We start from the raw sequence: 20624 nt of genomic DNA, 5'->3' as shown, positions 1-20624 counted from the left end.
ATCGTCGTGCACGGGATCTGCCCGGCCGTCGGCTTGATTCGGCCCGGACGGAGTTTCTGCGTCCGGGCCGATCGCTTTGTCCGGAGCCGGAGTTGGGGCGTGCGGAGGTCGTACGCTGGTCCTACGCAGGTCACCGATCGGTATCGGTCGGTGTGTATAGTCGGGCGCCAGAAGTCCTCATACGTCAAGGAAAGACGAGGTCGCGCGGTGAAGAAGCTTCTCCTGGTCGCACTGGCCGCCATCGGCGGGCTCCTCGTGTACCGCCAGATCCAGGCGGATCGCGCCGAGCAGGATCTGTGGACGGAGGCGACCGACTCCGTGCCCGCAGGTTCGGGTGTGTGAGACGCAGCATTCTTGAAACCACTGAGCCCCGGTCGCTGTAGCGGCCGGGGCTCAGTGCTGCCCGCCCCCTTTCTTGGCCCCTCGGTGCCGTTGCGTGACCGTGACAATCTTGGCCTTGAGTTCGCCTGAGCAAATCATTAACTTGCAAGAGCAAACGTCAGTGCTCGGGAGGGGAACACGGGTGAAGGCACGACTGGGCCGCCGCGCGACGGCGGCAGCGATCGGGGTGGGGGCACTGCTCGCCCTGGTGGCGGGACCGCTGCCGGGTGCGAGCGCCGCGAGTCAGACAGCGCGGGCCGAAGGGCAGGGGGACGGGAAGAGCGGCCTGGTGATGGTCCTCGACTCCTCGGGATCCATGGCGGACGACGACGGCGCCGGGCAGACCCGGATGGCCTCCGCCCGCGCGGCCGTCGGGACGGTCGTCGACGCTCTTCCCGACGGCTTTCCCACCGGACTGCGCGTCTACGGCGCCGATCAGACGAGGGGCTGCGCCGACACCCGGCTGGCCAAGTCCGTCGAGCCGTTGGACCGGGCGGGTATCAAGCAGGCCGTGGCAGCCGTACAGCCCAAGGGCGACACCCCCATCGGGCTCTCGCTCCAGAAGGCCGCCGGCGACCTCCCCCGGCCCGCGGGAGGCTCGATCGGGACGCGCACGATCCTGCTGATCTCCGACGGCGAGGACAACTGCGGCTCCCCGCAGCCCTGCGAGGTCGCCGAGCAGCTTTCCAAGCAGGGTGTCGGGCTGCGCATCGACACGGTCGGCTTCCAGGTGCGGGGCACGGCACGGCAGCAGTTGGAGTGCATCGCGAGGGCGGGCAACGGGCGCTACTACGACGCCGCCGACGGCAAGGCACTCGCCCGCCAGCTGCAGCGCTCGGCCCAGCTGTCGGCCGACGGATACCGCTTCAGCGGCAAGCCGGTCGCGGGCGCGCCGCGGCGGGACGCGGCGCCCGTGCTGCTGCCGGGGCAGTACCTGGACACCATCGGCCCGGGAGAGAAGCGGTACTACGGGGTCGAGCTGGACTCGCTTTCCACTGTGGACTTTTCGGCGACGGCGGTGCCGCAACCGGGGGCGGCGGTGGACACCTTCGACGTCCTGCGTACCAGCATCGCGTACGGCACTGACAGTGCCTGCGAGACCAGCACCCAGCACTTCTTCCAGAAGGAAGGGGCGACACCGCTGACCTCGGCGGTTGCCCGGATTCCCAGCGAGAAGGGGACCGGCGGCTGCGACAGGGCGGGACGGTACTGGCTGGTCGTCGAGCGGCAGAGCAAGAAGGACTCGGACGCCGCGCGCTGGCCGCTGGAGCTGACGTACGGGACCGAGAAGCAGCTGCCCACGGGCGTGACGCCGGCTCAGTCGCAGCCGGAGTACGGCGCCGGCGACAAGGGTGCCCAGCTGCCGACCGGGGATCCGCGCGACGTCACGGGCGGCACGGGCTTCAACGACGCCAGGCAGATCGGACAGGGCGTGTGGCGGGACAAGGTGCTGCCGTCGCAGACGCTCTGGTACCGGGTCCCGGTCGGCTGGGGACAGCAGCTGCGGTACGACGTGGAGTTCGCCAACGAGCCGACGGTGGAAGGCTCGTCCTCCGTGTGGTCCTACGGAGCCACCCAGGTCTTCACGCCGGGACGGGCCCCTGTCGGCGGCGGCACGGGCGAGTTCAACCCGCAGACCATCTACAACGGACGGCCCATGGCCCTGGAGATGGGCACCGTTCCGGTCGCCTGGACCAACCGGCATGAGTCGAACCCCAATGTCATCCCTGTGCACACCAAGGGCGCCTTCTACATCGCCGTCACGCTGGGCGCGAAGGCCGCCGAGATCGCCGAGAACCCGCAGATCGGTGTGGTGTTGAGGGTGGCTGTGCTGGGCGACGAACTCGCCGGGCCGCAGCACGACGCGCCTCTGCTTGCCAAGAAGGGGGACAAGCAGGGTGATTCGGCCGCCCGCGAAGACAGCCAAGCGGCTGCCGGGGCAGGATGGTCCGGCACCGCGACCGCCGCGGCGGCCGGCTGCGCGGTCGTCGTGATCGTGGGCCTGGTGCTCGTACTGGTACGGCGGACAAGGAGAAGCGCGTGAAGAGGCAGCGCGGCACGGGCCGGGTGACGCTGGCGGCCATGGCGGCCATGGCGGCGATGTGCGCGGTGGCGGCGCTGCCCGGGCAGTCATGGGCGGCCGGCAAGCCCAATCCGTACGCCTTCGACAGTGAGGCCACGACCGTCAAGGGCGCCGCGGTCAACAGTGACGGGCCGCCCCTGAGGGCCGGATCGACCTACAAGGACACGATCGAGCCCGGCGAGAAGCGCTACTACCGGGTCGATCTCGATGCCAAGACCAACGCCTACATCTCGGCCGTCGCCGTCCCCAAGCTGGCGACGAAGGTGTCGTACGCGGACAAGCTCTCGGTGAGCATCGAGGACCGCTCGGGGTACAAGTGCGGTGACGAGGACGCCCAGTTCGGATCGGCCTCGTACGCCAGGCCGGTCGCCGCGTACGCGGACCGGACGATCGACAAGAACACGAGCAGCTGCCAGGAGGCGGGCGCGTACTACGTGCTCCTGCAGCGGTCGAAGGCAGACACCTCCACGCCCGAGCCGTGGGACGTGGAGATCCGTTTCGCCTCCGAGTCCGGGCTGAAGTCCCAAGGCCCCACAGCGCCGTCCGAGAACTGGCCGTCCGCGTCCCCCGCAGCGCCCGGAGGCGGCCCCGGGAAGCGGCACGGCGGCACGAGCTTCTCCGATGCCACGAGCCTGAAGCAGGGCGAGTGGCGGGACGCGATCACCCCTGGCCAGACGCTCTTCTACCGGGTGCCGGTCGACTGGGGACAGCAGCTCTTCGCCAGCGCCGACCTCGGAAGCAGTACGGCGCCCGACAGTGCGAAGAGCGTCAACAGTGCCCTGGTGCTGTCCCTGCACAACCCGGCCCGTGGATACGTCGATGACGCGTCGAGCCTGTACTACGACGGCAAGCAGAAGTCGCTGGCGCTGGATCCGCTGCCGCCGGTGGCGTACGAGAACCGGTACGACTCCACGAGTTCCACCAACGCCATGCGATTCGCCGGCTGGTACTACCTCTCGGTCACGCTCAACCCGGAGGTCGGCAAGGAGTACGGCACGAAGCCCATCCCGCTGACGCTGCGCGTGAACGTCGAGGGCGAGGTGCGGGGCGCTCCGGCGTACGACGGGCCCGCGGGGGACTTCCAGGTCACCAAGGACGACCAGGAGGCCGCGGACAGCGGGAAGAGCGCGCCGGAGGCGGCGAAGAGCGACACGATGCAGCTGGTCGCCGCCGCGGGGATCGGCGCGGGGACCGTGCTGGTGCTGGGACTCGGAGCATGGACCCTGCTGGCGCGGCGGCGGACGGCCGGGGCGCCGGCGCAGGGACCTGCTCACGCGGCTGCGGTGGCTCCCGTCACGGATGCTGCCGCTCCGTTCCCCTCGCAGGGACCGGCGGCAGGGCAGGTGCCCGGACAGGCGCCGGGTGGGCACGGTCAGGTGCCGGGCCAGGCGCCGGGCCAGGCCACCGGGCAGTACGGCCCGCCGCCCACCTGGTAGTTCAGGGGCCGCGGGATCAGGCCTGGGTCAGCGCCCAGATGCCCACCGCGAAGCAGAGCAGCGCGACAAGCAGCACCGGGACCGCGACCTTCGGGGGCGGTCCCGGTCGTTTGCGGGCCGCCGTCGGAACTGGCGCGTGCACGTGCGGAACCTGCGGGCTCTGCGCGGTGTAAGCACGGGTAAGAGCTTGTTCGTACTGCACCGGGGCGGTCGGAGCGGTCTGGGACTGCAGGGACGGCTCGGGCGCGGGGGCGTACAGCGGGGAAGCGCTGTGGGCCGGTACGGGCGTGGGGGTGGGAGTCGGCGTGGGCGTCGGCTCCGAAGCCGCCGGCATGGGGGGCGGAGTGGACGGCTGGGCCGTGTAAGGGAGTTGGGCGGACGGCTGCTGCGGTGGCGGGGCCAGATGGAAGCTGCCCGTCTGCGACGGCGGGAGCGGCTGCTGTACGTGAGCCTGCTCGGCCTGGGCAGCATGGGCAGCCGGGGCGGGGCCGGTCGGGCCGTCGGGACCGAATCCGGCGGGGAGCGGGCCGATCTGGTCGAAGATCTCGACAGGCTCGTCGTCGGCGCCGGGCTCCGGGAGCATCTCGACAGCCGCCGTGAGCGCCTTGCGCGCGCCCGTGGCGGTACGGAACCGCACCTGCGGATCGGGCTGCAGCAGACCGGCGAGCACCTGCCACAGCGGTTCGGGGATGCCCTGAGGGGCACCAGGAGTACCGATGTTGGCGAAGTGCTCGACCAGCGCCCTGGAGTCGGGCTTCTTGCCCTGGAGCAGATAGAGCGCGACGAGACCGACCGCGAAGAGATCGGCCGTGAAGTCCGGCTCCGCGCCCATCATCTGCTCGGGCGCGAAGTAACCAGGCGTGCCCACCACATAGTTGGTCTCGGTGAGCCGTGGCTCACCCTTGCGCATCGAGATCCCGAAGTCGGACAGCCGCAGATGCGGCCGTCCGGTCCCGGTGGCCTCCATCAGGATGTTCGCCGGCTTGATGTCGCGGTGCACGACCCCCTCCGCGTGCACCGCGGCCAGACCGGACAGCAGCTGATCGAGCAGCGTGCACACAAAACGGGGCGGCAGCGGGCCGTAGTCCCCGATGACATGCGCCAGCGACCCGCCGCTCACCAGGTCCATGGTGAACAGCACCTTGTCGTCGTCCGCGGCCCAGCTGGCCGGGGCGAGGACATGGGGATGATCGATCCGCAGGGCCTGTTCGCGGACGAAGCGCAGCAGGGTGTGCGCATCGCTCTGCTGCAGCACCTTGGCCGCCACATAGCGACGGCGCCGTTGGTCCCAGGCCCGCCACACCGCACCGACACCGCCGCGACCGATCGGGTCGATCAGTTCGTACCGACCAGCGAAGACCTCACCCATTGCGCTGCGCCCGCTCCCCGTTCCCTAGTGAGGCCCGCTGCCTCGGTCAGCTCTGATGCGACTCGTAGTGGGCGACAGCGTCGGCCGTGCGACCGGCGCCGTACACCCGGAGGAACTCTGCCAGCTCGGGGTGGCTCGGGGCGAGAGAGTCCGCCGCATCGATGATGTCGCCCGCCGCAGCAACCGAACGAAGCAGCGACTGGATCTCGCGTACGACACGGCGAACTGTCGGCGCTCCGGAGCTGCTTGTGCTCTGGCTGGTGCCGGTCAGCACGGAGCCGCCCTGCGACTTCTTGATCTCTTCCATCCGGTCCGTCGCCTCGACCGCGCTGACACTGCCGTCGGCGACCTGACTCGCCAGATCCTGCAGAGCCTGCACCCGCTGGACCACCGCAGGGTTGCCGATCTTGGCGCGCTGGCCGCTCATCAGCTGGGAGAGCATCGGAGCCGACAGCCCGAGCACCGCAGCGAGGCGGGCCTGGTTCAGGCCCAGATCATCGATGAGCCGACGGAAGAGCGCCCCCAGCGGCTCTCCGTACCAGCTGCGCTGCAGCTCTCTGGCTCTTGCGGTTGTTTCCTGCTGCGCGGCGTCCATGGCGTCTCCCCATCGCTTTTCCCCAAAGCGGGCTTCGCTGCTGCGAACCTCGACGAGCATCTTACGGAGCGTGGTCGCCCACCGGGAGTCCCAATCCTTTTGCAGGATTCCGGGGGTCACCCGGTACTCTGGTCTGCGGCGGTGGCCGAGGCACGCTTCTGCTCGGCCGTACCCACCCTTCCGGGGCCTTAGCTCAGTTGGTAGAGCGCTGTCTTTGCATGGCAGATGTCAGGGGTTCGACTCCCCTAGGCTCCACAGCGACAAGGGCGCTCCGATCTGTCGAGAACAGATCGGAGCGCCCTTTTTCACTGCCTTGTACTGCCTCGCCGCCCCGCCCGCACCGTGGAATGAGCCGTCCGGGTGGTGTTCATCGGAAGAACTGCGCAGCGGCGGCGTCGCTCCGCCACTTCCCGAGATGCGTACACATCATGAGAAAGGTATGTAGATCGCTCAACCCGAAAGCGAGGGGTCATGGCCGCCATGAAGGTCAGGAATCTGTGGACCGCGTTCATCACCGCGTTCTTTGCGCTGCTTGCCTCGGTGGGGCTGACCACCGCCACCGCCGCCACGCGCCGGCCGGTCGTGCGGACGCCCAAGGCGCCGGTCCTGCCGAAGCAGGTGCGGCGGCAGACCGTCCGGCCGACGGTGCCCCCGCCCAGTACGCGATGGAGCCCCTTTACACGATGGAGCCCCGTCGCGCGCGACAGATCGCTGCCGCCCACCATCAAGCAGCGCATCCGCGCCGAGGCCCATGGATCCTCGCCGGCCACCCGTCACCTGCCGGCGACCGACGCAGACAGTGCCGACATCACGGACATCGGGCAGACCCCGGCCCCTGCCCGCGTCGCCGATACGGCGTCCGCCCCGGCATGAGGCGCCGGGATCGCTCACTTCTCCCGGCGCCACCTGCTCCACGGGCGGTATGCGATCAGCGCTGATCGTCGCGGTCAGAAGCCTCCGCCTCGTCCTGCTTCGCCTGCACCTCGGGGTCCAGGTCTCCCTGTTCACTGCCGTCGACGGACGACAGCGGGGCTCGGTCGGAGACCTCCGTGGCAGCGGGCGGTTCCACCAGCCAGTCGGGGTTGGCCTGCTTGTCCCACCACTTCCAGGCCGCGAATGCCCCACCGACCAGCGCACCGACGATCGCGAGCCGCTTGGCGAGCCGCGCGGCCTTCGAGTGCCGCTCGTGCTTCCTCACCAGCTTCTGAATCTCCTTCGCCGTCACCTGTCCGCGCAGTGCGGCCAGTGCGGCAGCGGAGCGGGCCAGAGCCTCCTCCCGTACGGGCTGAGCGACGGCCACCGCCTGCTCAACACGCGGAACGGTGTAATCCGCCGCCTGACGAGCTGCCCTCCGAGCCTGAACCGCGGCTCGGTGCGCCGCCTCGTCCACCTTCGGCGGCACACGCGGCGCAACACGCGCGTCGTACTGAACACGGGCCTGAGTAGCGGCCTTGGAGACTTTGGGCGCGAGCCGTACGCGGGCCTCGTGCGCATAATGCGCTGCCTGGTCCTTGGCCGTACCGGCGTAGGGCGCCACCACTTCCGCGGCGTGCAGCACGCTGTCCTTCGCCGTACCGGTCGCGGCGCGCACGCTGTCCATGCGGGTCACGGGATCCTCCTCCTCGGTGGCGTTCTGGGTGGCTGGGGTTACTTCCAGTTAGGCATAGTTTCGCCTTTCCACCCGTTTCGAAATCATGCCTGTTGAGTGCGGCCTCGGCATGCGGGGCGGGCATCCGGGTCATGTAGGACCTTGTGGTCGACGATGCCACGGTTCGCCCCACAACGCGCCGCTTCGTCGACGACTCGACGCCTTTTATCCGTGGACGGCTCTCGCGTGCGAGGATCGTGTGACGTCAGAGCAGACTTACGGAAGGCAGATCGTGGCCGAGCAGCTGTACGCCACCTTGAAGACCAACCAAGGCGACATCGAGATCCGGCTTCTGCCGAACCACGCGCCCAAGACGGTCAAGAACTTCGTGGAGCTCGCCAAGGGCGAGCGTGAGTGGACCCACCCGGCGACCGGCAAGAAGTCCACGGACAAGCTGTACGACGGCACGGCCTTCCACCGCGTGATCAGCGGCTTCATGATCCAGGGCGGCGACCCGCTGGGTAACGGCACCGGCGGCCCGGGGTACGAGTTCCAGGACGAGTTCCACCCGGACCTCGCCTTCGACAAGCCGTACCTGCTGGCCATGGCGAACGCCGGCCCGGGCACCAACGGCTCGCAGTTCTTCATCACCGTGTCGCCCACCGCCTGGCTGACCCGCAAGCACACCATCTTCGGCGAGGTCAGCAGCGAGGCCGGCAAGAAGGTCGTGGACGCGATCGCCGCCGCCCAGACCAACGCGCGCACCGACCGCCCGGTCAAGGATGTCGTGATCGAGTCGGTCGTCGTGGAGACCCGCGAGGGCTGAGCCACGCGGTGCCCCCGTGGTGCCCCCGGGATCCTCAGGGATCCGAAGGGGACCCGAGGGAACCAATTCGCCCCGCTCATCCGTATGGATGGGCGGGGCGGTGTGTTGAGCTAGGGAGACAGAGGGACCTCATGGACCAGGCGCCAGGCAGTGGGCAGCAGCCGCAGGACGCGCACGGCCCCAGCTGCTACCGGCATCCGGGCCGCGAGACGGGCATCAGGTGCACCCGTTGCGAGCGGCCCATCTGCACGGAGTGCATGGCCAGCGCGTCGGTCGGATTCCAGTGCCCGGAGTGTGTCCGTTCGGGATCGGGTACGGGACACGCCCCGTCGGCCACGCGACCTCGGACCATCGCGGGCGGCACGGTCAGCGCTGATCCGCGCCTGCTGACCAAGCTCCTGATCGGGATCAACCTCGCCGTCTTCCTGCTGCAGCTGTCGCTCGGGGACCGGTTCACCGACCAGTTCGACCTGATCGGGCGCGCTTTTGTCCCGCTGCTCGGAGATGTCGAGGGCGTCGCTGAAGGGCAGTGGTACCGGCTGCTGACATCGATGTTCCTGCACGGCAGCTATATCCACATCGCATTCAACATGCTCAGCCTGTGGTGGATCGGCGGCCCTCTGGAAGCCGCCCTCGGCCGCGCGCGCTACCTGACCCTGTACGTGCTCTCCGGCCTGGCGGGCAGCGCGCTGACGTATCTGCTCGCCGACGCGAACCAGCCCTCGCTCGGTGCCTCCGGCGCCGTCTTCGGACTCTTCGGCGCGACCGCCGTGCTCATGCGGCGAATGAACTACGACATGCGGCCGGTCATCGCGCTGCTGGTGATCAACCTGATCTTCACCTTCAACCCGGCGTTCAACATCGCCTGGCAGGCCCATATCGGCGGGCTCGTCGGAGGTGTCGTGGTCGGGTACGCCATGGTGCACGCGCCGGCCGAGCGCCGAGCTCTGGTCCAGTACGGCACCTGCGCACTGATCTTTGTCGCGGTGATCGTCACCGTGGTGGCCAGGACCGCCGCGCTCACCTGAGCGAGATCTTTCCCCAAAGTTGTCCACAGCGTGTGGTCGATCTTGTGCATGCTGTGGGGAACAAGCGTGCCCCTTGTCGCTGAGCTGGGTTTTCCCAGCAGGGACAAGGGGCGGGACGCTTCATCAAGATGGCCGATGCAGTCACACCGGCGTCAATGCTTTGAGGGTTATCCACAGATCGTCTGAACTTTTCCCCACTGTGGACAACGCTGTGGATAACCTCAGGGCAGGGCTTGACGACGAGGCTGCGGAGAAGCTACTTCCACTGGGTGGATACGCCGAAGCCGCCGGCGATGAAGCCGAAGCCCGCAACGATGTTCCAGTTGCCGAAGCTCTTGATCGGAAGGTCGCCCTCAGTGACATAGAAGAGGACGATCCAGGCCAGGCCGATCAGGAACAACGCGAGCATCACCGGTGCGACCCAGCTGCGGCTGGTCAGCTTGATGCTGGTCGCCTGCTTCGACGCCGGCGGCGGCGTGAAGTCGGCCTTCTTGCGGATACGTGACTTCGGCACGAGGGACTCTCCTGTCGATGCGCTGCGTGACCGCGCAGGGAACTGTGGCTTGACGCCAGGGGCTGGAGCGAGGGGGACCACCGCCTCCCCCGGGCGTCCGTTAGCGTAGTGCTTCCGCGGCGCCTAAGGAGATAAGGGTACGTTGAGCAATTCTGCCGACTCCCCCCAAGGTCCGGACAACCGCTTCGACGGACAGGAAGGTGGCGAAGCTCGATGAGGGGTGGTGGTCGCGTGACGGGCGGGACGGTCCGGCTCCTGACGGCTGCCGTGTTCGCCCTCGCCGGGCTGATCTTCGTGACCAGCTTCAACACCGCCAAGGGCACCAACATCCGTACGGACGCGTCGATGCTGAAGCTCTCCGACCTGATCCAGCAGCGCAGCACCAAGAACGCCGACCTGGACGAGTCCACCGCGGCGGTACGGGACGACGTCGACGCGCTCGCCCGGCGCGACGACGGCTCCACCAAGGCCGAGGACGTCAGGCTCGGCGCCCTGGAGAAGGCCTCGGGCACCTCGAAGGTCAGCGGACCCGCCCTCAGCGTCACCCTCAACGACGCCCCGCCGAACGCCCAGGCAGCACCCGGCTACCCCGAGCCGCAGGCCAACGACCTGGTCATCCACCAGCAGGACCTGCAGGCCGTCGTCAACGCCCTGTGGCAGGGCGGTGCCAGGGGCATCCAGGTCATGGACCAGCGGCTGATCTCCACCAGCGCCGTGCGCTGCGTGGGCAACACGCTGATCCTTCAGGGGCGCGTCTACTCCCCGCCGTACAAGGTCACGGCCGTCGGAGACCGGGGAGCGCTCAAGAAGGCGCTCGCCGAGTCTCCCGCGATCCAGAACTACCAGCTGTATGTGAAGGCCTACGGGCTCGGCTGGAAAGTCGACGAACGTAAGGCGGTGACTCTCCCCGGCTACTCGGGCACAGTGGATCTCCACTACGCGAAGCCCGTGCAGTAGCCCCTGGGGGGACGGTGGGACGGACGGTATCGGTACGGCTGATCGTCAGGATCTTCAGCGAACTCTGCATCACCGCCGGCACCTTGATCGTGCTCTTCGTCGTCTACGTAATGTTCTGGACCGGAATCAAGGCAGCCGACGCCACCGACGGACAGATCGACCGGCTCCAGGAGGAGTGGTCGCAGGGTCCGGTCCAGGCTCCCGCTGCCACCCCCGCTCCGGAGGGCACGACGACACCCGCCCCTCCCGCCCCCGAGGAGTACCGCGACGGCAAGCCCTTCGCGGTCATGTACATCCCCCGCTTCGGCAGGAGTTGGGACTGGCCGGTCCTGGAAGGCACCTCGACGGGCACCCTCAAGAAGGGCCTCGGGCACTACGCCTCCACCACGGTCCTCGGCGGCAGCGGCAACTTCTCGGTCGCCGGCCACCGGCGCACGTACGGCGATCCCTTCAAGGACTTCCCGGAGCTGCGGCCGGGTGACGCGGTGGTGCTGACGGACGGGACGACCTGGTTCACGTACCGCGTCGACCGGGAGCCCTACCGGACCGTCCCGAGCGACACCGGCGTCATCGAACCCGTCCCCAGAAAGTCGGGCTTCGACGGGCCGGGGCGCTATCTGACGCTGACCACCTGCGATCCGGAGTGGGGCAGCAGCCACCGGCTGATCGCCTGGGCGCATCTGGACGCCACCCAGCCTGTGACCGACGGCAAACCGGAAGCTTTGCGCAGCTGACCCATGTGCCCCTGCCGCCCTTTAGTCTGGTGCGGTACCAAACGGAAAGGGACAGCATGTACGGCTGGATCTGGCGGCATCTGCCGGGCAACGCATGGGTGCGGGCAGTTCTCTCGCTCGTGCTGATCCTCGCGGTCGTCTACGTGCTGTTCCAGTACGTCTTCCCGTGGGCGGAGCCGCTGCTTCCGTTCAACGATGTGACGGTCGACGGAGCGGGGGCGGCCCGATGAGCGCGCGCATCCTGGTCGTCGACAACTACGACAGCTTCGTCTTCAACCTCGTCCAGTACCTGTACCAACTGGGTGCGGAGTGCGAGGTCGTGCGCAACGACGAGGTGGCGCCGGCGCATGCGCAGGACGGCTTCGACGGGGTGCTGCTGTCCCCCGGGCCCGGCGCGCCCGAGCAGGCAGGTGTGTGCATCGAGATGGTGCGGCACTGCGCCGACACCTCGGTTCCGGTATTCGGCGTCTGTTTGGGGATGCAGTCGATGGCGGTGGCGTACGGCGGTGTGGTGGGCCGCGCCCCCGAGCTGCTGCACGGCAAGACCTCGCCGGTCACGCACGAGGGCAAGGGCGTCTTCGCGGGGCTGCCTTCGCCGTTCACCGCGACCCGTTACCACTCGCTGGCCGCGGAACCGGCGGAGCTCCCGGACGAGCTGGAGGTCACGGCACGGACCGCGGACGGCATCATCATGGGGCTGCGCCACCGTGAACTGGCCGTCGAGGGCGTGCAGTTCCACCCCGAGTCGGTCCTCACCGAGCACGGGCATCTGATGCTCGCCAACTGGCTCGAGCAGTGCGGCGACACCGGGGCGGTCGGGCGTTCGGCGGGGCTCGCACCGGTGGTGGGCAAGGCTGTGGCGTGAGCGCCCGGCGTCCTGAGGACGGGTATGAGTACGACCCGCTGACGGATCCCTCCCCTACGGCTCCGCCGTGGGGAGACCCCATGCCGCCGGGGGAGCAGGGGTCGCCGTGGTTCGGGGCGGCGGACATTCCGGACGAGGGGCAGGCTCACGCCCCTGAGGCCGAGGTGCCTCAGCCTCGGGAGTGGTCTGGCCACGGCCAGTACTCCGTAGACGACCCGGAGGGCTATCAGCGGGACTGGTACGCCCAGCCGCAACCGGAAGCGGAACCTGGGGCGGCGCTGTACGAGACCGTCGCGATCCCTCAGCAGATGTCCGGGCCGATACCAGTACCGGACGACGAGACCGTCGCCCTGCGTACGGAGGACACCCGGCGCGCGGCACAGACGCCCGCGGGTCCCGGCCGTGCCGAGCGGCGTCGGGCTGCCAAGGCTCGGGGCCATAGGCGCCCGGGGCCCGCTGCCGCCGCCCCGGACTCCTCCGCGACGCCCGCCAAACCCCTCTCACGCGTCGAGGCCCGCCGCGCCGCGCGTGCCGCGAAGGACAGCCCCGCCGTCATCGCGAGCCGCGCCATCGGCGAGCTCTTCATCAGCTTCGGCGTGCTGATGCTGCTGTTTGTGACGTACCAGCTCTGGTGGACGAACATACGCGCCGGGCAGCAGGCCAGCCAGGAGACGAACAAGATCCAGGACGACTGGGCGAAGGGCCGCCAGCCCGGTGCGTTCGAGCCCGGGCAGGGCTTCGCCATCATGCACATCCCCAAGCTGGACGTGGTCGTCCCGATCGCCGAGGGGATCAGCAAGCACAAGGTCCTCGACCGCGGCATGGTGGGCCACTACGGCGAGGGGAAGCTCAAGACCGCGATGCCTTCGGACAAGGTGGGCAACTTCGCGGTCGCGGGTCACCGCAACACCCACGGAGAACCGTTCCGGTACATCAACCGTCTACAGCCGGGGGACCCGATCGTCGTCGAGACGCAGGACGCGTATTACACGTACAAGATGGCGAGCTTCCTCCCGCAGACCTCACCGTCGAACGTGAGTGTGATCGCTCCGGTACCGGAGGGCTCCGGATTCGGCGGACCGGGCCGGTACATCACGCTGACGACGTGTACGCCGGAATTTACGAGTACGTATCGAATGATCGTGTGGGGCAAGATGGTCGACGAACGACCGCGCAGCAAGGGCAAACCGGACGCGCTCGTCGGCTGAAATCGTTGGTTCGGTTGGTTCGGTGGGTGCGGTGGGACTTCAAGACGGGAAAAGGTGCAGTGTCACGTGCGCGTAGCCGGGTCGCCGGTGTCATCAGTGTCTTCGGCGAACTGCTGATCACCGCGGGCGTGGTGCTGGGGCTCTTTGTCGTCTACTCACTGTGGTGGACGAACGTCCTCGCCGACCGTGCGGCCTCCAAACAGGGCGACCAGATGCGCGACGGATGGGCGAGCAGCCCCGGCGCCCTCGACACCAAGGACGGCATCGGCTTCCTCCACGTACCCGCCATGAACAACGGCGAGGTGCTGGTGAAGAAGGGCACCGACTCCAAAAGCCTCAACGACGGCATCGCGGGCTACTACACGGACCCGATCAAGTCGGGGCTCCCCTGGGACGGCAAGGGCAACTTCACGCTGGCAGCGCACCGCGACGGCCATGGAGCGAAGTTCCACAACATCCACAAGCTGAAGGACGGGGACCCGATCGTCTTCGAGACGCGGGACACCTGGTACGTCTACAAGGTCTACAAGGAGCTTCCGGAGACCTCGAAGTACAACGTGAACGTGCTGCAGCCGGTCCCGAAGGAGTCGGGCAAGGCGAAGCCGGGCCGGTACATCACGCTGACGACGTGCACGCCGGTCTACACGTCGGACTACCGCTACATCGTGTGGGGCGAGCTGGTGCGCACGCAGAAGGTCGACGCGGACCGCACGCCGCCGGCGGAGCTGCGCTGACTGTGACTGAGGTCCTCGAAGAGCCTCAGTCGTCCTAGGATCCTCTGACCGGCTCGCTAACGGAGTACGTTCAGCGCGGTGCCCGCGCTCCAAGCCTCCAGCAGCCCTCGGTGTACGGCGGTGATGCCGCCCTCGGCAGAAATGTTGAGAGCTTCCCGGGTGAAGGGGCACGTTGCCACGTAGAGGGCGACGTCGGCCTTGTGCAGCACCTTGGCGGCCCCCAGAAACTTCTGGATGTCGGGGCTTGTGACCGAGTTGTGGGGTGCGAATCTCTTGCACTGGACGACGAGCGGTCGCCCGTCGGGGGTGCGGCCCGTGATGTCTACGCCTCGGTCTCCGCCGCCCCCGCGCACGACCACGTCGGTGCAGCCGTCGCGGCGCAGTAGGGCGGCGATGTGCTCTTCGAACTCGTAGCCGTTCATGGCGTCGATGGCGGCCATGACTCCGGCGAGTGGCCGGTCTTCCCGTGGGCCTTCGAGCCGTCGCAGCCGAGTGTGGTGGAGACAGAGTCTGCGTTCGACACGCTGGATGTCCTGGCGCAGGTCGGTCAGTTCCTTGCGGTGTTCGCCCGAGGTCTCGATGAGGGCGTCGAACAGGGGGACGACGGCTGTGCCGAGGATGTCGACGATGCGCCGGTCGATGCGGTCGCCGAGGGGGTCGGCGGGGCTGTGGACGGAGTTATCCACAGGGGTGGTGCGCGCCATGTACTCCATGTCGAGGAGGTACGTACGCACCTGACGTGCGACTTCGCTGTCACGGAGCAGCATGGCGATGTTGAGGACAGCGCGCCGGGAGTAGAGGGCGAGTGCCCGGGAGCGGGACTGAATCCCACTGACCTCCTTGAAGGAGGTCAGTTCTGTACCTGTCAAGACTCGGTAGCCGTTGGCTTCCAGTTCCTCTCGGTGGTCGAGCACCAGGGATTCGATTGCTTTGACGCCGACCTGGAAGTACGCGGCGACCATCGCCGTCGTCACATGCATGCCGTCCGATAGCAACGACAGTGTCTTCACCCTGTCGAGTACCTCTGTGTGCGTAGCCACGCTCGTGCGCAGCGATTTCGACTCCAGCAGCGCGATCTGGTCGATCATGCTCCGGCCCTTCCTGCCCGCGTGGTAGGTGGTGAGGTCGGGGCAGGAGCTTGAGTCCCCTCCCCATCCGTCCAACGAGTCAGGACATCTGAAGAAACGACCGATGGTCGAAAGCGTGCGCGCAGCAGATGGCATACAGCAGGAGGCCCCGGTCACCCGATGAACGGTGCCGGGGCCTCCTGCTGTTGCGGGCCGGGGCTAGCCGAAGATTCCGCCGTCGTTCCCGCCGTTGTTCCCGCCCCCGCCACCGTCAATGGTCTGCACATTGACCTGCTGGTTGGGAGTCGCCGGTGAACCGGCCGCCGGGTCCTGAACAATGATCCGGGCCTTGTCGTCGTTCGGACCGTTGACGGCGCCGAGCTGCAGACCTGCCTGAGCGAGGAGCTGCTTGGCCTCGCCGATGGTCTTGTTGAACAGCTGAGGCACCTGAGCGGTCTGCTGCGGGCCCTTGGAGACCTGCAGCGTGACCGTGGCACCCTTGGCGGCCTTCGAGTTGCCCGCCGGGTCCTGCTGGATGACCGTGCCCGCCGGCTGGTCGGAGTCCACGTCGGCCCGCGCGACCGTGAACTCGAGGGTCTCGAGCTGGCTCTTGGCGTCGTCGAACAGCCGACCCACGACCGGAGGCACGGTGACCTTGGCCTGCTTGGCCACGGTGAGCGTGACCTTGGTGCCCTTCTCGGCCTGGGTGCCGCCCCTGGGATCCTGCTTGAGGACTGTGCCCGGGTCCTCGTCGGACTCAATCTCCGTGGTATCGACCTGGAAGGATTTGCCTTCCAGGATCTCCTTGGCCCGCTCCACTTTCTTGTCGAGCACGTCGGGGACCTCGACCTTGGGTGCGCCCTCGGAGACGACGACCTGGACGGTTTCGCCCTGCTTCATATTGCCGCTGGCCGGATTCTGGCTGCAGATGCTGTCCTTGGGCTGATCGCAGCGCTGTGTACCGGACTGGGCAACCTTGACGCCCGCGTTCTTCACGAGTGTCTGGGCTTCCTTGAAGGGCTTGCCGACGAGTTGCGGCACCGGCACATCGCCGGCGCCGCCGTCACCGCCGCCGAAGACCGCCTTGCCGATCAGCACCGCACCGACGAGCACCAGGATGCCCGCGAGGACCAGCAGGATGGTCGAGGTGTTCGACTTCTTCTGGCGGCGGCGGTCCGGGCGGTCGTCGTAGCCGTAGCCCCCGTCGTCCGGGTTCATCGGCGGAAGCATCGACGTCTGGCCCGCCGGGTCGGCCTGGCGCAGCGCCGTGGTCGGCTGGTCGTCGGGGGCGTATCCGCCATAGCCGACCGCGCCCATCGCCGCCGTCGCCGCGACTGGCTGGCCGTCGAGGCATGCCTCGATGTCCGCGCGCATCTCGTCGGCCGACTGGTAGCGGTAGTCGGGGTCCTTGACCAGGGCCCGCAGGACGATGGCGTCCATCTCGGGGGTGATCTCGGGGTCGAAGTTGCTCGGCGGCTGCGGCTCCTCGCGTACATGCTGGTACGCCACCGCCACCGGGGAGTCGCCCACGAAGGGCGGACGGACGGTGAGGAGCTCGTACAGCAGACAGCCGGTGGAGTACAGGTCGGAGCGGGCGTCGACCTGCTCGCCCTTGGCCTGCTCCGGGGAGAGGTACTGTGCGGTGCCGATGACCGCCGCGGTCTGGGTCATCGTCATCCCGGAGTCGCCCATGGCGCGTGCGATGCCGAAGTCCATGACCTTGACCTGGCCGGTGCGCGTCAGCATGACGTTCGCGGGCTTGATGTCGCGGTGGACGATCCCGTTGCGGTGGGAGTACTCGAGCGCCTGGAGGATGCCGATGGTCATCTCGAGCGTGCGCTCGGGAAGCAGCTTGCGCCCGGAGTGCAGCAGCTCTCTGAGCGTGGAGCCGTCGACGTACTCCATGACGATGTACGGGATCGAGACCCCGTCGACGTAGTCCTCGCCCGTGTCGTAGACCGCGACGATTGCCGGGTGGTTGAGCGAGGCGGCCGACTGGGCCTCACGGCGGAACCGGGCCTGGAAGGACGGGTCACGGGCGAGATCGGCCCGCAGCGTCTTCACGGCGACGGTGCGGCCGAGCCGGGTGTCGTGGGCGAGGTAGACCTCTGCCATGCCACCACGGCCGAGCACCGAGCCCAGTTCGTACCGGCCGCCGAGGCGACGCGGCTCTTCCATAACTGTTCCAGCCCTCTCCGTCAGTCCCGACCGCACCCGTGTGTGGTCCGGCGGTGCGCTGTTCGCGCATACGCTACCGGCCACGCACCACCTGATCGGCCCGCGACCGTCACCTGATACCCGACCGGTATCGCAATGTGCAGGTATGGACGCCGGACGTGATCCGCGTCACTTCTTGCTGTCCAGTACCGCCTTCATCACATCGCGGGCGATGGGTCCGGCGAGACCGCCGCCAGTGATGTCGTCGCGCTTGGCTTCGCTGTCCTCCACGACGACTGCGACGGCGACCGGCGATCCGTCGGCGGTCTTGGCGTACGAGATGAACCAGGCGTACGGGTTCTTGCTGTTGTTCTCGCCGTGCTGAGCGGTACCGGTCTTGCCGCCGACCGTCACATTGTCGATCTTGGCCTTGCCGCCGGTGCCGTTCGGGCTCTCGACGACGTTCTCCATCATTTCCTGGAGGAGCTGCGCGTTCTTCTGGGAGAGCGGTCGGCTCATCTCCTCGGGCTCGGTCTTTTTGATGATGTCCAGCTTGGGCGTTTCCAGCTGGTCGATCATGTACGGCTTCATCAGCTTGCCGTCGTTGGCGATCGCCGCGGCGACCATGGCCATCTGAAGCGGCGTGGTGGCGGTGTTGAACTGACCGATGGAGGAGAGCGCGTTGCCGGGCCTGTCCATGTTCTTGTCGTAGACGGAGCCGGCGGCACGTACCGGGGTGTCGATCTCGGGGTTGTTGAAGCCGAACTTCTGCGCCGTCTCCACCATCTTGTCCCGGCCGACCTGGTCACCGAGCTTGGCGAAGACGGAGTTGCAGGAGACTTCGAGCGCCCTCATCAGGCTGGCGTTCTTGCAGCCGTTGGCGTGGTTGACCATCGGTTTGGTGGTGTTGGGCAGGATGTACGGCTCGGGGGTGTCGGTCGCCGCGTTGATGTCGTCGATGACGCCGTGCTCCAGCGCGGCGGCCGCCGTGACCACCTTGAAGGTGGAGCCGGGCGGGTAGACCTCGCGCAGCGCGCGGTTGAGCTTCGGCTTGTCCTTGTCCTTCTCGAGGGTCACCCATGCCTTCTCGTCCTTTGCCGAGTAGCCGGCGAAGGTCGAGGGGTCGTACGAAGGAGTCGAGGCGAGCGCGAGGATCTTGCCGGTCTGCGGGTCGATGGCCGCGACGGCGCCCTTCTTGGACCCGAGGCCCTCAAAGGCGGCCTTCTGGGCTGCGCCGTTCAGGGTGGTGACGACGTTGCCGCCCTTCTTCTTGTCGCCGGTGAACATCGCCATCGTGCGGTCGAAGAACAGCTGGTCGGAGTTGCCGGTGAGGATGCCGTCCTCGAGCTTCTCGATCTGGTTGGCGTCGTATGCCTGGGAGGCGTAGCCGGTGACTGGGGCCCACATGGCGCCGTCGATGTAGGTGCGCTTGTACTTGTAGAACTTGTCGTTGGTCGCCGTGGAGCCCGTGATCGGCTTGCCGTCCACGATGATGTTGCCGCGCTCGTAGGCGTATCGCTCGATCAGTACGCGCTTGTTGTTCTTGTGGGTGTTGAGCTCTTCGCTCTGCATGTACTGGACCCAGTTGGTACGGATCAGCAGGGCGAGGATGAGCAGGCCGCAGAAGATCGCGACCCGGCGCAAGGGCTTGTTCACGGTCGGACCACCTGGGTCATTTCGGCGTCGGGGGACGGGGCAGGGGACGGCGCCGGTCGGCGCGCGGTGTCGCTGATCCGGATCAGGATGGCGATGAGTGCCCAGTTGGTGATGACGGAGGAACCGCCCTGCGCGAGGAACGGCATGGTCATACCGGTGAGCGGAATCAGGTTGAGGACGCCGCCGGCGACGATGAAGACCTGCAGGGCGAAGGCCGAGGACAGGCCGATGGCGAGCAGCTTGCCGAACGGGTCGCGGGCCGCGAGCGCGGTGCGCACTCCGCGCTGCACGATCAGCGCGTAGATCAGGAAGATCGCCATCATTCCGGCGAGGCCCAGCTCCTCGCCGACCGTGCCGAGGATGAAGTCGCTCTTCGCGGCGAAGTTGATCAGGTCCGAGTTGCCCTGTCCGAGGCCTGTGCCGAGGGTCCCTCCGGAGCCGAAGGCGAACAGCGCCTGCGCGGCCTGGTCGGAGATCAGGCCCTGGGGCCGCTGGTCCGGCGGTAGGAAGATCGCCATCGGGTTGAGCCATGCTGCGACACGGGCCTTGACGTGAGGCTCGAAGGAGGCGACGACCACGGCGCCCACCGCAGACATCAGCAGGCCGAAGACGATCCAGCTGGTCCGCTCGGTGGCCACGTAGAGCATGACCACGAACATTCCGAAGAAGAGCAGCGAGGTACCGAGGTCGGTCTCGAAAACGAGGATGAGGATGCTGAGCATCCACACGGCGAGGATGGGGCCGAGGTCACGGCCGCGAGGCAGGTACATCCCCATGAAACGACGGCTGGCCAGGGCAAGGGCGTCGCGCTTCACCATCAGGTAGCCGGAGAAGAAGATCGCGATGATGATCTTCACGAACTCGCCGGGCTGGAGCGAGAGCGGACCGAGCCGGATCCAGATCTTCGCGCCGAAGTTCGCACTGTCCGCGGGGAAGAACGCCGGTGCTGCCAGCAGGATCAGCGCGAGGACCATCGAGATGTACGTGAAGCGCTGCAGGACGCGATGGTCTTTGAGGAACACCAGTACGCCGATGAACATGGCGACGCCGAGTGCCGACCACAGCAGCTGGTTGGGGGCGGCGGCACCCTGGTAGGCCAGTCTCGGCGACTGGTCCAGTCGCCAGATCAGCACCAGGCCGAGGCCGTTGAGCAGTGTCGCCAGCGGCAGCAGCAGCGGGTCTGCGTACTTGGCGAACTTGCGCACCACGAGGTGGCCGACGCCCGCCAGCAGCCCCAGCCCGAGGCCGTAGGCGAGCATGCCGGCCGGGAGCTCACCATTGAGCGCGAGGCCCACATTGGCGTAGGCGAACACCGGAATGAAAACGGCGAACGCGAGCAGCATCAGCTCGGTGTTGCGGCGGCTCGGTGCTTCGATCGCGCCGATCGTGGTGGTGTTGGTGACAACGCTCATGGTGGAGAAAGGCC

19 protein-coding genes, 1 tRNA gene and 1 pseudogene are annotated in these 20624 nt (G+C 67.8%); 13 read left to right on the top strand and 8 right to left on the bottom strand.

The window, feature by feature from the left end; all coding sequences use genetic code 11:
• The first annotated feature begins 207 nt into the window (after positions 1-207).
• The 3 genes from OG905_RS20170 to OG905_RS20160 all read left to right on the top strand — a co-directional run bounded on the left by OG905_RS20170 (position 208) and on the right by OG905_RS20160 (position 3900).
• Positions 208-342, top strand: coding sequence for a DLW-39 family protein (locus OG905_RS20170; RefSeq protein WP_003958712.1), 135 nt, complete (start codon positions 208-210; stop codon positions 340-342).
• Positions 343-523: 181 nt separating this feature from the next.
• Positions 524-2425 carry a vWA domain-containing protein gene (locus OG905_RS20165; protein ID WP_328673882.1) on the top strand — a complete coding sequence of 634 codons (1902 nt, stop codon included), beginning with the start codon at positions 524-526 and terminating at the stop codon, positions 2423-2425.
• Positions 2422-3900, top strand: coding sequence for a hypothetical protein (locus tag OG905_RS20160; RefSeq protein ID WP_328673880.1), 1479 nt, complete (start codon positions 2422-2424; stop codon positions 3898-3900). The genes OG905_RS20165 and OG905_RS20160 overlap by 4 nt, the downstream gene beginning before the upstream one ends.
• A gap of 16 nt (positions 3901-3916) precedes the next feature.
• On the opposite strand, the gene OG905_RS20155 is transcribed toward OG905_RS20160, so the two are convergent.
• Together OG905_RS20155 and OG905_RS20150 are read right to left on the bottom strand one after the other, a co-directional pair.
• Positions 3917-5269 (bottom strand): serine/threonine-protein kinase, encoded by a 1353-nt coding sequence (locus OG905_RS20155; protein ID WP_328673878.1) that lies wholly within the window; start codon positions 5267-5269, stop codon positions 3917-3919.
• Positions 5270-5315: 46 nt separating this feature from the next.
• Positions 5316-5864: a helix-turn-helix domain-containing protein gene (locus OG905_RS20150; protein ID WP_328682482.1), complete on the bottom strand. Its 549-nt coding sequence runs from the start codon at positions 5862-5864 to the stop codon at positions 5316-5318.
• Positions 5865-6046: 182 nt separating this feature from the next.
• Here OG905_RS20150 and OG905_RS20145 point away from each other — a divergent pair.
• Both OG905_RS20145 and OG905_RS20140 read left to right on the top strand, forming a co-directional pair.
• A tRNA-Ala gene (locus OG905_RS20145) sits at positions 6047-6119 on the top strand.
• Positions 6120-6335: 216 nt separating this feature from the next.
• On the top strand, positions 6336-6737 hold the full coding sequence (locus OG905_RS20140) for a DUF6344 domain-containing protein (RefSeq protein WP_328673876.1): 402 nt from the start codon (positions 6336-6338) through the stop codon (positions 6735-6737).
• Between the two features lie 55 nt (positions 6738-6792).
• On the opposite strand, the gene OG905_RS20135 is transcribed toward OG905_RS20140, so the two are convergent.
• Positions 6793-7473, bottom strand: a complete 681-nt coding sequence (locus OG905_RS20135; protein ID WP_328673873.1) for a DUF5324 family protein — start codon at positions 7471-7473, stop codon at positions 6793-6795.
• 271 nt (positions 7474-7744) lie between these two features.
• Here OG905_RS20135 and OG905_RS20130 point away from each other — a divergent pair, with 271 nt between their 5' ends.
• Positions 7745-8278, top strand: coding sequence for a peptidylprolyl isomerase (locus OG905_RS20130; protein WP_328673871.1), 534 nt, complete (start codon positions 7745-7747; stop codon positions 8276-8278).
• Positions 8279-8409: 131 nt separating this feature from the next.
• Positions 8410-9306 (top strand): rhomboid family intramembrane serine protease, encoded by an 897-nt coding sequence (locus OG905_RS20125; protein WP_328673869.1) that lies wholly within the window; start codon positions 8410-8412, stop codon positions 9304-9306.
• A 256-nt stretch (positions 9307-9562) separates the two neighbouring features.
• Here the strand turns inward: OG905_RS20125 and crgA are convergent, their stop codons facing one another.
• Positions 9563-9820: a cell division protein CrgA gene (gene crgA, locus OG905_RS20120; RefSeq protein ID WP_328673867.1), complete on the bottom strand. Its 258-nt coding sequence runs from the start codon at positions 9818-9820 to the stop codon at positions 9563-9565.
• Between the two features lie 142 nt (positions 9821-9962).
• Between crgA and OG905_RS20115 the strand changes: the two are divergent.
• From OG905_RS20115 to OG905_RS20090, 6 genes and pseudogenes are all read left to right on the top strand, one after another.
• Positions 9963-10777 (top strand): annotated as a pseudogene (locus OG905_RS20115) (DUF881 domain-containing protein).
• A gap of 14 nt (positions 10778-10791) precedes the next feature.
• Positions 10792-11511 carry a class E sortase gene (locus OG905_RS20110; RefSeq protein ID WP_328673863.1) on the top strand — a complete coding sequence of 240 codons (720 nt, stop codon included), beginning with the start codon at positions 10792-10794 and terminating at the stop codon, positions 11509-11511.
• Between the two features lie 56 nt (positions 11512-11567).
• A complete protein-coding gene (locus OG905_RS20105) occupies positions 11568-11741 on the top strand; it encodes a hypothetical protein (RefSeq protein WP_266480533.1) in 174 nt (57 codons plus the stop codon).
• Positions 11738-12376 (top strand): aminodeoxychorismate/anthranilate synthase component II, encoded by a 639-nt coding sequence (locus OG905_RS20100; RefSeq protein WP_328673860.1) that lies wholly within the window; start codon positions 11738-11740, stop codon positions 12374-12376. The genes OG905_RS20105 and OG905_RS20100 overlap by 4 nt, the downstream gene beginning before the upstream one ends.
• A complete protein-coding gene (locus OG905_RS20095; RefSeq protein WP_443043962.1) occupies positions 12373-13584 on the top strand; it encodes a class E sortase in 1212 nt (403 codons plus the stop codon). Before OG905_RS20100 ends, OG905_RS20095 begins: the two co-directional genes overlap by 4 nt.
• Before the next feature lie 59 nt (positions 13585-13643).
• On the top strand, positions 13644-14318 hold the full coding sequence (locus OG905_RS20090) for a class E sortase (RefSeq protein ID WP_328673859.1): 675 nt from the start codon (positions 13644-13646) through the stop codon (positions 14316-14318).
• Positions 14319-14374: 56 nt separating this feature from the next.
• Here OG905_RS20090 and OG905_RS20085 read toward each other — a convergent pair whose 3' ends face one another.
• The 4 genes from OG905_RS20085 to OG905_RS20070 all read right to left on the bottom strand — a co-directional run bounded on the left by OG905_RS20085 (position 14375) and on the right by OG905_RS20070 (position 20610).
• Complete coding sequence (locus OG905_RS20085) at positions 14375-15406, bottom strand: restriction endonuclease (RefSeq protein ID WP_328673857.1); 1032 nt, start codon at positions 15404-15406, stop codon at positions 14375-14377.
• Between the two features lie 198 nt (positions 15407-15604).
• The gene (pknB, locus tag OG905_RS20080) at positions 15605-17563 is read right to left on the bottom strand and encodes a Stk1 family PASTA domain-containing Ser/Thr kinase (protein WP_328673854.1); all 1959 of its coding nucleotides are present in this window, start codon (positions 17561-17563) and stop codon (positions 15605-15607) included.
• A gap of 168 nt (positions 17564-17731) precedes the next feature.
• Positions 17732-19198 carry a peptidoglycan D,D-transpeptidase FtsI family protein gene (locus OG905_RS20075; RefSeq protein ID WP_328673853.1) on the bottom strand — a complete coding sequence of 489 codons (1467 nt, stop codon included), beginning with the start codon at positions 19196-19198 and terminating at the stop codon, positions 17732-17734.
• Entirely contained in the window at positions 19195-20610 is a 1416-nt protein-coding gene (locus tag OG905_RS20070; RefSeq protein ID WP_328673851.1) for an FtsW/RodA/SpoVE family cell cycle protein, read from the bottom strand. The genes OG905_RS20075 and OG905_RS20070 overlap by 4 nt, the downstream gene beginning before the upstream one ends.
• Between the last annotated feature and the right edge of the window lie 14 nt (positions 20611-20624).

Source organism: Streptomyces sp. NBC_00322 (assembly GCF_036147535.1).
Classification (GTDB): Bacteria; Actinomycetota; Actinomycetes; order Streptomycetales; family Streptomycetaceae; genus Streptomyces.
Note: the sequence above shows the minus strand (reverse complement) of the source record. Positions and strands in the feature narration are given on the sequence as shown.

Coding starts and splice junctions, on each gene's coding strand:
- OG905_RS20155 (WP_328673878.1), bottom strand. CDS start 5,269: ATGGGTGAGGTCTTCGCTGGTCGGTACGAACTGATCGACCCGATCGGT.
- OG905_RS20150 (WP_328682482.1), bottom strand. CDS start 5,864: ATGGACGCCGCGCAGCAGGAAACAACCGCAAGAGCCAGAGAGCTGCAG.
- OG905_RS20140 (WP_328673876.1), top strand. CDS start 6,336: ATGGCCGCCATGAAGGTCAGGAATCTGTGGACCGCGTTCATCACCGCG.
- OG905_RS20125 (WP_328673869.1), top strand. CDS start 8,410: ATGGACCAGGCGCCAGGCAGTGGGCAGCAGCCGCAGGACGCGCACGGC.
- OG905_RS20105 (WP_266480533.1), top strand. CDS start 11,568: ATGTACGGCTGGATCTGGCGGCATCTGCCGGGCAACGCATGGGTGCGG.
- OG905_RS20100 (WP_328673860.1), top strand. CDS start 11,738: ATGAGCGCGCGCATCCTGGTCGTCGACAACTACGACAGCTTCGTCTTC.
- OG905_RS20085 (WP_328673857.1), bottom strand. CDS start 15,406: ATGATCGACCAGATCGCGCTGCTGGAGTCGAAATCGCTGCGCACGAGC.
- pknB (WP_328673854.1), bottom strand. CDS start 17,563: ATGGAAGAGCCGCGTCGCCTCGGCGGCCGGTACGAACTGGGCTCGGTG.
- OG905_RS20070 (WP_328673851.1), bottom strand. CDS start 20,610: ATGAGCGTTGTCACCAACACCACCACGATCGGCGCGATCGAAGCACCG.